Here is a 13,360-nt window from a genome sequence, read left to right on the forward strand (position 1 = left end):
GCGGCATGAAGCTGAACCAACTGGTCCGGGACGTGATGGGGGCAGCGGCCGACGTGTCCGAAGACTCGCGCGTCACCGGCTTTGCGATCGACCATCGCAAGGTCGCGCCGGGCACCATCTTCGGCGCGTTCCAGGGTGCTCGGGTGAATGGCGAGGACTTCATCGCCGATGCGGTGCGCAGCGGGGCGATCGCGATCGTCGCGCGGCCCGGTGCGCGGGTCGAGGGGGCTGCCCATATCGCCTCGGACGAACCGCGCGAGACGTTCGCCCGGCTGGCGGCGGCGTTCTTCGCGCCCTTCCCGGCGACGGCGGTGGCGGTGACCGGCACCAACGGCAAGACCTCGACGGTCGAGATGACGCGGCAGCTGTGGCGGATGGCGGGGCATCACGCCGCGTCGATCGGTACCCTGGGCGTCACGACCGCCGATGAACGCACCTATACCGGGCTGACCACGCCCGATGTCGTCACCTTCCTGTCCAACGTCGCCGGTCTGGCGCGCGAGGGCGTGACCCATCTGGCGTTCGAGGCGTCGAGCCACGGCCTGACCCAGTATCGCACCGAAGGGCTGGAGGTGTCGGCGGCGGCATTCACCAACCTGTCGCGCGACCATCTCGACTATCATGGCGACATGGGGGCCTATCTGGCCGCCAAGATGCGGCTGTTCTCCGAAGTGCTGTCCCCATCGGGCACGGCGGTCGTGTGGGCCGACGATGTCGAAAGCGGCCGGGTCATCGATCTGGCGCGCGCGCGCGGCAACATGCTGATAACCGTCGGCACGCGCGGTTCGACGCTCAAGCTGGTCGAGCGGCATCCGACCCTGTTGGGGCAGGGGCTGGTGATCGAGGACGATCAGGGCGTCACCCACAAGGTCCAGTTGCCGCTGATCGGCGCCTATCAGGCGGCCAACGCGCTGGTCGCGGCCGGGCTGGTGCTGGCGACCGGCGGTCCGGTGGCGGCGACCCTGGCGAATCTGGCGCGGTTGCAACCGGTGCGCGGACGGTTGGAACGCGCGGCCATCGCGAAGAGCGGTGCGCCCGTCTATGTCGACTATGCTCATACCCCCGACGCGATCGAGGCGGCGATCGCCGCGCTCAAGCCGCATGCGGGCGGTCGCCTGATCGTGGTGTTCGGCGCGGGCGGGGACCGCGATCCGGGCAAGCGCGAGGTGATGGGGCAGGTCGCCTCGCTGCATGCCGACCGGGTGATCGTGACCGACGACAATCCGCGGACCGAGGATCCCGCCGCGATCCGCGCGCAGGTGATGCGGGGGGCGGTCGGCGCGATCGAGATCGGCGACCGTCGCGCGGCGATCGCCGCCGCCATTGCGGAGGCGGGCGAGCAGGATATCGTATTGATCGCGGGCAAGGGCCATGAGCAGGGCCAGATCGTCGGCGATCTCGTCCTGCCCTTTGACGACGTGGCGGTCGCGCGCGAATGTGCGGCATGACCCAGCCTCGGTCCCAGTGCGCCGTGCCCGAGGCCGCCGACGCCATGGATGCGCCGGTCGCGCAAGAGGTGGTCCAGGACAATGCCCCCGCGCCTGGTCAGGCCGGAGAGCAGCCGCGCCCGCGCCGCAAATTGTCGCTTCATTATGGCGCGGCGTCGACTGAGGAAAAATCATGACCCTGTGGACCGCGGACGAGATCGCGGCGGCGACCGGCGGCCGGGCTTCGGGCGAATTCTCGGTGTCGGGCGTCGCCTTTGACAGCCGCGAGGTGGGGCCGGGCGACCTGTTCGTCGCGATGGCGGGCGGGGCGACCGACGGCCATCTTTTCCTGGACCAGGCCTTTGCCCAGGGCGCGGGCGGCGCGCTGGTCAGCGCCGATACGGCCCACCCGCATGTGCGCGTCGCGGACAGTTTCCGCGCGCTGGAGGATCTGGCGGGCGCGTCGCGCGCGCGAATGGCGGGGACGGTCATCGGCGTCACCGGATCGGTCGGCAAGACGAGCGCCAAGGAGGCGCTCTATGCCGCGCTGGAACGCGGCTGGCGCGGGCGCGTGCATCGTTCGGTCAAAAGCTACAACAACCATACCGGCGTGCCGCTTAGCCTTGCGCGGATGCCGCGCGACGTGCGCGCGGGCGTGTTCGAGATGGGGATGAACCATGCGGGCGAACTGGCCGCGCTGACCGCGATGGTGCGCCCGCATATCGCCATCGTCACCGCCATCGCGCCCGCGCATACCGAATTCTTCCCCGACGAATCCGCGATCGCCGACGCCAAGGGCGAGATTTTTCGCGGGCTGGAGCCCGGCGGCACGGCGATCATTCCCTATGACAGCCCGCATCGCGATCGGCTGATCGCGGCGGCGCGGCCCCATGCATCGCGGATCGTGACCTTCGGTTTCGATCCCGCCGCCGATGTCCATGCGATGGAGGCGATGCGCGGCCCGACGGGGGGCAGCTTCGTGACCGCCCGGATCGGCGCGCGCGAGCTGAGTTTCACCCTGTCGCAGCCGGGGCGTCACTGGGTATCCAACGCGCTGGCGGTGCTGGCCGCGGTCGATGCGGCGGGCGGCGATCTGGGCCTGGCCGGGCTGGCCCTGGCCGAGCTGGGCGGTCTGGCGGGGCGGGGCGCGCGGTTCCGCACCGGCAACGGCGCGCTGGTGATCGACGAAAGCTACAACGCCAATCCCGCGTCGATGCGCGCCACGCTGGCGGTGCTGGCCGAGGAGCCGGGACGGCATGTCGCGGTGCTGGGCGAGATGCGCGAGCTGGGCGAGGGGTCGGCCGATTATCATGCCGGGCTGGCGGAGCCGATCATCGCCGCGCGCGTCGAAAAGACGCTGCTGGTCGGTGAATCGATGGCGCCGCTGGCGGCCGCGCTTGAGGGGCGGGTCGATTTCGTTCATGTGGCGGATGCGAAGGCCGCGCACGAGGCGCTGGCCGCGATTATCGCACCCGACGACGTGGTATTGATCAAGGGTTCGAACGGAGTGGGGCTTTCGCGCGTCGTGGCGGCCCTGCGTGACGGATCGCGAACGGGCGGGGCGCAAGGATAATGCTGTACTGGATCGCGGAGCATCTCGGTTTCCCGGGGCTTCTCAACCTCATCCGCTATCAGTCGTTCCGGACGGGCGCGACGGTGGCGACCGCCTTGTTCATCGGTCTCATCATCGGGCCGCGCTTCATCGGCTGGCTGCGCGTGCGGCAGGGCAAGGGGCAGCCGATCCGCGCCGACGGCCCGCAGACCCATCTGGCCAAGCGTGGCACGCCGACGATGGGCGGGTTGATGATCCTGACCAGCATGGCGCTCTCCATCCTGATCTGGATGAACGTCTTCAATCCCTATATCTGGGCGTGCCTGTTCGTCACGCTGGGGTTCGGCGCGATCGGTTTTCTCGACGATTACGACAAGGTGCGGAAGGCTTCGACCGCCGGCGTGTCCGGGCGGACCCGGCTGGTGCTGGAATTCGCGATCGCGGGCATCGCGGCGTGGATCATCATGGGGCAGAACGGGCCGCATCTCTACCTGCCGTTCACGTCGCGCATGTATATCGACCTGGGCTATTTCTACCCGCTGTTCGCCGCCTTCACGATCGTCGCGTTCGGCAATGCGGTGAACCTGACCGACGGGCTCGACGGGCTGGCCACCATGCCGGTCATCATCGCGAGCGTCGCGTTCATGGTCATCGTGTACCTGGCGGGCAATGTGAAGTTCGCCGATTATCTGGGCATCCCGCATGTGCCGGGTGCGGGCGAGCTGGCCATCTTCTGCGGCGCGGTGGTGGGCGCAGGGCTGGCCTTCCTGTGGTTCAATGCGCCGCCGGCGGCGGTGTTCATGGGCGACACCGGCAGCCTGGCGCTGGGCGGCGCGCTCGGCACTATCGCGGTCGTCGCGCATCATGAGATCGTGCTGGGCATCATCGGCGGCCTGTTCGTGGTCGAGGCGATGTCGGTCATCATCCAGGTCTTCTTCTACAAGCGGACCGGCAAGCGGGTGTTCCGCATGGCGCCGATCCACCATCATTTCGAACAGCTCGGCTGGTCGGAGCCGACGGTCGTGATCCGGTTCTGGATCATCGCCTTCGTGCTGGCGCTGGCGGGCCTGTCGACGTTGAAACTGCGATGATCGTCTCGCGCGACTGGGCGGGCAAGACTTTCGCGGTGCTGGGGCTCGCACGCTCCGGCGCCGCGACTGTTTCGGCGCTGCTGGCGGGCGGGGCCAACGTGGTGGCATGGGACCGCGATCCCACCAAGCGTGACGCTTTGAAGCCCCTGCCCTTCAGGGGAGGGGGCGGGGGTGAGGCCTCACCGCAGATCGTACGTCCTGAGGACGCGCCCCACCCCAACCCCTCCCCTGAAGGGCAGGGGCTGACGTTGGTCGACCTCGATACCGTGGACCTGTCGGGCTTCGACGCGCTGGTCGTGTCGCCGGGCGTGCCGCTGAATACCCATCCGCTCGCGGCGAAGGCGGGCGCGGCGGGGGTGCCGGTCATCGGCGACATTGAACTCTTCGCGCAGGCGCGGCACGGCCTGCCGCCGCACAAGGTCGTCGGCATCACCGGCACCAACGGCAAGTCGACCACGACCGCGCTGGTCCATCACATCCTGAAGACGGCGGGCGTGCCGAGCCTGATGGGCGGCAATATCGGCCTGCCGATCCTGGGGCAGGAGCCGCTGCCCCGGGGCGGGGTCTATGTGCTGGAATTGTCCAGCTATCAGATCGACCTGACGGAGAGCCTGGACTGCGACGTGGCGGTGTTGTTGAACATCACGCCCGATCATCTCGACCGTTATGACGGGTTTGCGGGCTATGCGGCGTCCAAGGCACGATTGTTCGCGATGCAGTCGGCGGGGCATGTCGCGGTGGTCGGGACGGGCGATGCGGTGTCGGCCAATATCGCGCAGGGGCTGGCCGGACGCACCGACGATCTTATGACGATCATGCCGGACAGCCAGATCGACCAGAGCCGTTGGCCCGCGCTGCAAGGTCCGCATAATGCCCAGAATGCGCAGGCAGCGATCGCGGTCGCGCGGGCGCTGGGCGTCGGCGAGGACGCGATCGAACGGGGTTTGGCCAGCTATGCCAGCCTGCCGCACCGGATGCAGCATGTCGCGACCCGCAACGGCGTCGCCTTCGTCAACGATTCCAAGGCGACCAACCCGGAATCCACCGCCCCCGCGCTGGGGGCCTTCCCGCGCGTCCACTGGATCGTCGGCGGCAAGCGCAAGGGCGACGATCTCGACGCCTGCGCCGCGCATCTGGATCATGTCGTCGCGGCCTATACCATCGGCGAGGCGGCGCAGACCTTCTTCGACGTGTTGAAGGACAAGGTGCCCGTGGTCGAGCAGTCGGGCACGCTGGAAGCGGCGGTCGCCCATGCGGCGGCGGCGGCGCAGCCCGGCGACACGGTACTGCTGTCCCCCGCCTGTGCCAGCTTCGACCAGTTCCGTGATTTCGAGGCGCGGGGCGATGCCTTCCGCGCGGCGGTGGAGGCGCTGGCGTGAAGGATCGCAAGGCACCATCGGGCCCGCGTCCCGGCCTGATCGGATCGATCAAGGCGCGTGGCGGACGCGGCGATCGTTCGCCGCTGGGCACCTGGTTCTGGGATATCGACCGGGTGCTGCTGCTGCTCACCCTGTTCCTGATCGCCATTGGTCTGGTCGCGGTCGCCGCCGCCAGCCCGGCGACTGCAATGCGCTATTCGGGCGAACACAAGAAGTTCGCGCCGCTTTATTATTTCTGGCGGCAGGTGATGTGGGTCGGCGTCTCGCTGCCCGTTCTGTTCGGCGTGTCGATGCTGCCCGTCGTGACCGCACGGCGCATGGCGGTGCTGGGGACCGGGGTGCTGATCGCGATCCTGGCGGTCACACCCTTTATCGGGGTGGAGATCAACGGCGCGCGGCGCTGGATCGGCTTTGGCATCGCGCAGTTCCAGCCTTCCGAGTTCCTCAAGCCGATGTTCATCGTGACGACCGCCTGGCTGTTGTCGCTGAAGGCCAAGGAGCGCGATCTGCCCGCGACCCTCATCACCATGGGCATGACCGGGCTGGTCGCGGGGCTGCTGATGCTGCAACCCGATTTCGGGCAGACGATCGTCTTCTGCCTGGTCTGGGTCGCGCTGCTGATGATCTCGGGCACGCCATTGCGGGTGATGCTGGCGATCGGATCGCTCGCGCCGATCGGGCTGGTCACAGCCTATATGTTCTATGGCGTGGCGCGCAGCCGCATCAACGCCTTCCTGTTTCCCGATGTCGATGGTGAGGGCGCGGCCGACCATTTTCAGGTCAATGCCGCGCACAACACGCTGACAGCCGGTGGCTGGACCGGCACGGGACCGGGGGGAGGATCGGCCAAGTTCGGCCTGCCCGAGGCGCATACCGACTATATCTTCTCGGTGATCGGCGAGGAGTTCGGGCTGATCGCCTGCGCCATCATAGCGCTCGTTTTCCTGGCGATCGTGGTGCGGGTGTTCGTGAAGCTGCTTGACGAACAGGATGAGTTCAAGCTCTACGCGGCGTCCGGGCTGGCCGTGCAGTTCGGCGTTCAGGCGCTGATCTCGATGGCGGTGAACACGGGGCTGGCCCCGTCCAAGGGGATGACCCTGCCGTTCATCAGCTATGGCGGTTCGTCGATGATCGCGCTGTCGATCGGGATGGGGTTGTTGCTGGCGTTCACGCGGCGCAACCCGTTCCTGACGCGCAGCCCCTATGTAGTCAGGTGGAACGGGCAATGAGCCGTCATTTCGTCCTCGCCGCCGGAGGCACCGGCGGCCATATGGTTCCCGCCGCGGCGCTCGCGGCCGAACTGACCCGGCGCGGCCACCGCGTCGCGCTGGTGTCGGATGCGCGCGGCGTGCGCTTTCCGGGGCTGTTCGAGGATATCCAGACCCATGTCCTGCCCGCCGGGCGCTTTGCCGGTGGTCCCGTCGGCTGGGCGAAGGCACTGCGCGAGATGTGGCGTGGCCGGGCGATGGCGCGCGAGCTGTACAGCACCTTCCGCCCGGCGGCGGTGATCGGGTTCGGCGGCTATCCGGCGATGCCCGCGCTGCTGGCGGCGTTCGCGGAGGGGATTCCGACCGCGATCCACGAGCAGAACGCGGTGCTGGGCCGCGTGAACCGGCTGGTCGCGGGCAAGGTCGATGCGATCGCGCTGTCCTATGAGGACACCCAGCGGTTGAGCGCCAAGCATGCGGCCAAGACCCGACTGATCGGCAACCCGGTGCGCGAACAGGTGCTCAACCTGCGCTCGCGTCCCTATCCGCTGCTGGAGGAGGACGGCATCTTCCGCGTTCTCGTCACCGGCGGCAGCCAGGGGGCGAGCATCCTGTCGCAGGTGGTGCCCGATGGCCTCGCCATGCTGCCCGTCACCTTCCGGCGGCGGTTGCAGGTGACGCATCAGGCGCGGATCGAGGATATCGACGCGGTGCGCGCCAAATATGCCGAGCATGAAATTCCCGCCGAACTCGCCACCTATCTGCCCGACCTGCCCGAACAGCTCGCCTGGGCGCATCTGGTGATCGCGCGGGCAGGGGCCTCGACGCTGGCCGAGCTGACCGTCGCCGGGCGGCCCGCGATCCTGGTGCCGCTGCCCAGCGCGACCGACGATCACCAGACGGTGAACGCGCGCGAGATGACGAAGGCGGGCGGCGCGCGGACGATCGCGCAGAAGGACTTCACGCCGGTCGAACTGGCCAAGCAGATGCAGAAGCTGGGCCTCGACCCGGCGGCGCTGGAGAATGCGGCGGGCCGCGCGCGCGGCTGCGGACGGCCCGACGCGGCGCGCGATCTGGCCGATCTGGTCGAAAGCCTCGACAGCCCGCGCATGGTGCTGCCGGTCGGCAAGGCACAAGGAACACGGAATTTGGCGGGAGCAGGCGCATGAAGGGCGTCGCCACGGATATCGGCACGATCCATTTCGTCGGGATCGGCGGCATCGGCATGTCGGGCATTGCCGAGGTGATGAAGAATCTCGGCTATCAGGTGCAGGGTTCCGACGTGGCCGAGGGCTATGTCGTGCAGGGGCTGCGCGACAAGGGGATTGCGGTCGCCATCGGCCATGCGGCGGAGAATCTGGGCGAAGCGGCGGTGGTCGTGACCTCCACCGCGATCACCCGCTCCAACCCCGAAGTCGAAGCCGCGCTCGAACGCCGCATCCCCGTGGTGCGCCGCGCCGAGATGCTGGCCGAACTGATGCGGTTGAAGTCCACCGTCGCGGTGGCGGGCACGCACGGCAAGACCACCACGACCTCGATGGTCGCCGCGCTCCTCGATGCGGGCGGGGTCGATCCGACCGTCATCAATGGCGGCATCATCAACAGCTATGGCTCGAACGCCCGGCTGGGCGCCTCCGACTGGATGGTGGTCGAGGCGGATGAGAGCGACGGCAGCTTCCTGCGGCTCGACGGTACGATCGCGGTCGTGACCAATATCGATCCCGAGCATCTCGACCATTATGGCTCGTTCGACCGGGTGAAGGACGCGTTCGTCGAGTTTGTCGAGAATGTGCCCTTTTACGGCGCGGCGCTGCTCTGCCTCGATCACCCGGAAGTGCAGAATATCCTGCCGCGCGTCCGCGACCGGCGCGTCGTGACCTATGGCTTCTCGGCGCAGTCGGATGTGCGCGGCGTCAACGTCACGCCGATCCCCGGCGGCAACCGGTTCGAGGCGATCATCCGCAATCGCGACGGCTCCAGCCGCTCGATCGAGGGGATCGAGCTGCCCATGCCCGGCCGCCACAATGTCCAGAATGCGCTGGCCGCGATCGGCGTCGCGCTGGAACTGGGCATCGAGGATGCGACGATCCAGCAGGGCTTCAGCCAGTTCGGTGGGGTCAAGCGCCGTTTCACCAAGGTCGGTGAGATCGCGGTCGATGGCGGCACGGCGACGGTGATCGACGATTACGGCCATCACCCGGTCGAGATCCGCGCGGTGCTGGCCGCCGCGCGCGAAGGCGCGCGGGGCCGGGTGATCGCGGTGGTGCAGCCGCATCGCTTCACCCGTCTGGGCAATCTGATGGAGGAGTTCCAGACCGCCTTCAACGATGCCGATCGCGTGCTGGTGACGCCGGTCTATGCCGCGGGCGAACCGCCGATCGAGGGGGTCGATGCCGATGCGCTGGTCGAGGGGCTGAAGCGGCGCGGGCATCGCTCTACCGCGACCGTCGCCGATGCCGATGCGCTGGCCGAGGAATTGGCAGGCTCGATCCGTGCGGACGATATGATCGTCTGCCTGGGGGCGGGCGACATCACCAAATGGGCGGCGGGCCTGGCGAGTGCGATCGAGGCGCGCCGATGACCCTGCCCGACACCGCCGGCCGATTGACCCCGGGCGCGCCGCTGGCGCCGCTGGTGTGGTTCAAGGCGGGCGGACCGGCCGAATATCTGCTGGAGCCCAAGGCCGTCGACGATCTGTCGGCATTCCTGCGCGGGCTTGACCGCCAAGTGCCGGTCATGGCGCTGGGCCTTGGGTCCAACCTCATCGTGCGCGATGGCGGGGTGCCGGGCGTGGTCGTGCGGCTGGGCAAGCCCTTTGCCTATGCGCGGCCGGGAGAGGGGTACCTCATGACCTGTGGCGGCGGCACCTCGGGCATCCTCGTCTCGTCCAACGCGCGCGATGCGGGCATTGGCGGGCTGGAGTTCCTGCGCTCGATCCCCGGTACGGTGGGCGGTTTCGTGCGGATGAACGGCGGGGCCTATGGGCGTGAGGTGGCGGACGTGCTGGTGTCCGCGACCGTGGTTCGCCGTGACGGGACGGTGGAAACGCTGGGCGCCGCCGACCTGGCATACACCTATCGCCACTCCAACCTGACCGACGGGACGGTGGTGGTGGAGGCGACCTTCAAAGGCTATGCCGCCGAACCGCAGGCGATCCAGGCCGAGATGGACCGCATCGCCGCCGCGCGCGAAGCATCGCAGCCGCTGCGCTCCAGGACGGGCGGTTCGACCTTCAAAAATCCCGAAGGCCATAAGGCCTGGGCGCTGGTCGACGCGGCGGGCTGTCGCGGGCTGACACGCGGTGATGCACAAGTGTCGGAGAAGCATTGCAATTTCCTGCTCAATCTCGGCAATGCGACCGCTTCGGAGATCGAAGCGTTGGGTGAGCAGGTGCGCGAGAAGGTAAAGGCTCAATCGGGCATCAGCCTCGAATGGGAAATTCAACGGGTGGGAATCGCGAAGTGACCGACAATCTGCATATCGCGGTTCTGATGGGCGGCTGGTCGGCGGAGCGGCCGGTCTCGCTGATGTCGGGAGCGGGCGTCGCCGATGCGCTGGAGCGCAAGGGGCACCGCGTGACCCGGATCGACATGGGGCGCGATGTCGCGGCCAGGCTGGTCGAGGTCGGCCCCGATATCGTCTTCAACGCGCTGCATGGTTCGCCGGGCGAGGACGGCACGGTGCAGGGGATGCTCGACCTGATGGGCATACCCTACACCCATTCGGGGCTCGCCACCTCGGTCATCGCGATCGACAAGGTGCTGACCAAGCAGGCTTTGGTGCCGCACGGCATCCCCATGCCCGGCGGGCGCATCGTGAAGTCGGCGGAGTTGTTCGCCGCCGATCCGCTGCCGCGCCCCTATGTGTTGAAGCCCGTCAACGAAGGATCGTCGGTCGGTGTCGCGATCGTCACCGACACCAGCAACCACGGCAATCCGATCGCGCGCGACGCGGCGGGGCCATGGATCGAATTCGAGGAACTGCTCGCCGAACCCTATATCCGGGGCCGCGAGCTGACCACCGCCGTGCTGGGCAACCGCGCGCTGGGCGTGACCGAGCTCAAGCCGAAAAATGGCTGGTACGACTTCGACGCCAAATATACCGATGGCCTGACCGAGCATGTCTGCCCCGCGCAGATCCCCGACGAGATCGCGGAGGCCTGCAAGGCGCTGGCGCTGGAGGCGCATCGTATCCTCGGCTGTCGCGGCGCTTCTCGTTCCGACTTCCGTTGGGATGACGAGCGGGGCGTCGATGGCCTCTTCCTGCTGGAGGTCAACACCCAGCCGGGCATGACCCCGCTCAGCCTGGTGCCCGAACAGGGCCGCCATGTCGGCATGGATTACGACACGCTGGTCCAGGCGATCGTTGACGAGGCGCTGGCCTGGTACAGGGACCGGGCGGGATGAGCCGTACCATCAAGCGCGGCACGCCGCCGCGTCGCCTGACCCCGCGTCGGCGGCAGCCGGTGCGCCGCGTGCCGCTGTCCGAACGGTTGCTCGCCCGGCTGCCGGTCAGCGAGGCGACGGTCAAGAAGGCGGTGACCTGGACGATCCTGGGCGGCGCGGGCGCGGCGGCACTCGCGCTGGCGACATGGGTGGGCGTGCCGGGGATGATCGGCACCGCGATCGCCGAACAGGCGGGCCATGCCGGTTTCCGGGTCCAGCAGATCGAGGTGACCGGCCTGAAGCGGATGGACCGGATGACCGTCTATGCCGTGGCGCTCGACCAGCAGAGCCGGGCGATGCCGCTGGTCAATCTGGAAGAGGTCCGGGCCAAGCTGCTCCGTTATGGCTGGATCAAGGACGCGCATGTCTCGCGCCGGCTGCCCGATACGCTGCTCGTCGATATCGAGGAGCGGAGCCCGGCGGCGGTGTGGCAGGATAATGGTCAGCTGACCCTGATCGATGCGGCGGGCGTGTTGCTCGAACCGGTGCGGCCCCAGGCGATGCCCGACCTGCCGCTCATCATCGGGCCGGGGGCGAATTTGCAGGAGCCGGGCTATCAGGCGCTGCTGTCCGCCGCGCCCGCGCTGAAACCGCGGGTGAAGGCCGCGACCTGGATCGGCAATCGCCGCTGGGACCTGACGTTCGACAGCGGCGAGACGCTGGCGCTGCCCGAGGAGGGCGCGGCGGCGGCGCTGATGCGCTTTGCGGCAATGGAGGGTTCGCGCCCGTTGCTCGGCCGGGGGTGGCTGCGCTTCGACATGCGCGATCCGGCGAAGCTGGTTGCGCGCAAGCCCGGTTTGAATCAGAATCATGCGCTGGCCGATCCCGCCAAGGCGGGGACATCGGCCACGGGCGATACCGCGCCGGCGGGGGGCGCGGACACGACAGAGGGCGGCGGGGCATCACGCGGGGCATCACGCGGGGCATCACAGGGGTAATTGGGTCATGGCGAAGATCGCACCCGAAGGACTGATTACCGCGCTGGACATCGGTTCGTCCAAGGTGTCCGCGCTGATCGCGCGCAAGGGCGATGGCGGCGAACTGATCGTGCTGGGGACGGGCCAGCGCGAGAGCCGGGGCGTCAAGCGCGGCTATATCGCGGATATGGGCGCCACCGAGGCGGCGGTGCGCGAGGCGGTGGAGCAGGCCGAGCGGATCGCGGGCCTGAATATCGAGAATGTCTGGGTCGGCTTTTCGGCCGGCGGCCTGGTGTCCGATGTCGCTGAGGTCGAGTTCGAGCTGGGCGGCCACCGGGTCGAGCAGGGCGATATCGACGCGCTGCTGGCGGCCGGGCGGAACTCGATCGACCCGCAGGGGCGCATGGTGCTGCACGCACAGCCGGCGCTCTATACGCTCGACGGGCTGACCGGCGTGAAGAAGCCGCTGGGGCTGCATGCCGACCGGCTGGGCGTGCACATCCATGTCGTTGCCGCCGACGGATCGCCGGTGCGCAACCTGGACCTGTGCGTCCGCTCGGCGCATCTGGAGGTGAAGTCGATCATCGCCGCCCCCGTTGCGACCGGGCTGGCCTGCCTGTCGGACGAGGAGCGCGAACTGGGCGTCGCGCTGGTCGAGATGGGGGCGGGGATCACCAATGTCTCGCTGTTCGCGGGCGGGATGCTGGTCGGGCTGTGTTCGCTGCCGATGGGGGCGGCCGACATCACCGACGACGTGGCCTCGGCCTTTGGCACGCGGCGGCAGATGGCCGAGCGGATGAAGTGCTTCCACGGCTCGGCCAATGCCTCCCCCCGCGACAATCACGACATGATCCAGGTCACGCCCATCTCGGCCGAAGACGGCGGCGACACGATGCAGATCACCAAGGCACAACTGATCGGCGTGATCCGCCAGCGGCTGGAGCATCAGATGGGCGAAATCCGCAAGGCGCTCCAGCATCTGAAGTTCGAGGGGCCGGTCGGGCGGCAGGTGGTGCTGACCGGCGGCGGCGCGGAGTTGAAGGGGATCGCTGATTATGCGCAACAGGCGCTGGGCCGGTCGGTCCGCATCGGCCGGCCGCGCGGATTGGCCGGCCTGCCCGATGCCCATGGCGGCCCCGCTTTCGCGACGCTTGCCGGTCTGGCTTTCTATGCGGCGACCGACCCGATCGACCTGCGCAGCATCGCGCCGACGAACCAGATGGTCCATCGTCCCAGCGGTATCGGGCTGTTCCGGCGGCTGATTCAGGCGGCGAAAGCGAATTATTAAACAAAACCGCGTTATCCTCGACGGTTTTGGGTTGGCACCGGACCTTTTACTGG

The 13,360-nt window shown here is 68.3% G+C and carries 12 protein-coding genes; all 12 read left to right on the top strand.

The features are described from left to right. The first annotated feature begins 5 nt into the window (after positions 1-5). From RN629_RS04500 to ftsA, 12 genes are read left to right on the top strand one after another with little or no spacing between them, the layout of a single operon-like run. A complete protein-coding gene (locus tag RN629_RS04500) occupies positions 6-1,448 on the top strand; it encodes a UDP-N-acetylmuramoyl-L-alanyl-D-glutamate--2,6-diaminopimelate ligase (RefSeq protein WP_407034075.1) in 1,443 nt (480 codons plus the stop codon). After that, positions 1,445-1,624 (top strand): hypothetical protein, encoded by a 180-nt coding sequence (locus RN629_RS04505; protein ID WP_407034076.1) that lies wholly within the window; start codon positions 1,445-1,447, stop codon positions 1,622-1,624. Before RN629_RS04500 ends, RN629_RS04505 begins: the two co-directional genes overlap by 4 nt. Next, positions 1,621-3,000 carry a UDP-N-acetylmuramoyl-tripeptide--D-alanyl-D-alanine ligase gene (locus tag RN629_RS04510; RefSeq protein WP_407034077.1) on the top strand — a complete coding sequence of 460 codons (1,380 nt, stop codon included), beginning with the start codon at positions 1,621-1,623 and terminating at the stop codon, positions 2,998-3,000. The genes RN629_RS04505 and RN629_RS04510 overlap by 4 nt, the downstream gene beginning before the upstream one ends. Beyond that, positions 3,000-4,070 carry a phospho-N-acetylmuramoyl-pentapeptide-transferase gene (gene mraY / locus RN629_RS04515; protein WP_407034078.1) on the top strand — a complete coding sequence of 357 codons (1,071 nt, stop codon included), beginning with the start codon at positions 3,000-3,002 and terminating at the stop codon, positions 4,068-4,070. Before RN629_RS04510 ends, mraY begins: the two co-directional genes overlap by 1 nt. After that, complete coding sequence (gene murD / locus RN629_RS04520; RefSeq protein ID WP_407034079.1) at positions 4,067-5,449, top strand: UDP-N-acetylmuramoyl-L-alanine--D-glutamate ligase; 1,383 nt, start codon at positions 4,067-4,069, stop codon at positions 5,447-5,449. Before mraY ends, murD begins: the two co-directional genes overlap by 4 nt. After that, a complete protein-coding gene (locus RN629_RS04525; protein ID WP_407034080.1) occupies positions 5,446-6,678 on the top strand; it encodes an FtsW/RodA/SpoVE family cell cycle protein in 1,233 nt (410 codons plus the stop codon). The genes murD and RN629_RS04525 overlap by 4 nt, the downstream gene beginning before the upstream one ends. After that, on the top strand, positions 6,675-7,826 hold the full coding sequence (gene murG, locus RN629_RS04530; RefSeq protein ID WP_407034081.1) for an undecaprenyldiphospho-muramoylpentapeptide beta-N-acetylglucosaminyltransferase: 1,152 nt from the start codon (positions 6,675-6,677) through the stop codon (positions 7,824-7,826). The genes RN629_RS04525 and murG overlap by 4 nt, the downstream gene beginning before the upstream one ends. Next, complete coding sequence (gene murC / locus RN629_RS04535) at positions 7,823-9,238, top strand: UDP-N-acetylmuramate--L-alanine ligase (protein ID WP_407034082.1); 1,416 nt, start codon at positions 7,823-7,825, stop codon at positions 9,236-9,238. Before murG ends, murC begins: the two co-directional genes overlap by 4 nt. Continuing rightward, positions 9,235-10,122, top strand: a complete 888-nt coding sequence (gene murB / locus RN629_RS04540; RefSeq protein ID WP_407034083.1) for a UDP-N-acetylmuramate dehydrogenase — start codon at positions 9,235-9,237, stop codon at positions 10,120-10,122. The genes murC and murB overlap by 4 nt, the downstream gene beginning before the upstream one ends. Continuing rightward, a complete protein-coding gene (locus tag RN629_RS04545; RefSeq protein ID WP_407034084.1) occupies positions 10,089-11,063 on the top strand; it encodes a D-alanine--D-alanine ligase in 975 nt (324 codons plus the stop codon). The genes murB and RN629_RS04545 overlap by 34 nt, the downstream gene beginning before the upstream one ends. Continuing rightward, entirely contained in the window at positions 11,060-12,040 is a 981-nt protein-coding gene (locus RN629_RS04550) for a cell division protein FtsQ/DivIB (RefSeq protein ID WP_407034085.1), read from the top strand. The genes RN629_RS04545 and RN629_RS04550 overlap by 4 nt, the downstream gene beginning before the upstream one ends. A gap of 7 nt (positions 12,041-12,047) precedes the next feature. After that, the gene (gene ftsA, locus RN629_RS04555; protein WP_407034086.1) at positions 12,048-13,307 is read left to right on the top strand and encodes a cell division protein FtsA; all 1,260 of its coding nucleotides are present in this window, start codon (positions 12,048-12,050) and stop codon (positions 13,305-13,307) included. The last annotated feature ends 53 nt before the right edge of the window (positions 13,308-13,360 follow it).

This window comes from Facivitalis istanbulensis, from assembly GCF_040560405.1.
Lineage (GTDB): Bacteria > Pseudomonadota > Alphaproteobacteria > Sphingomonadales > Sphingomonadaceae > Sphingomonas > Sphingomonas istanbulensis.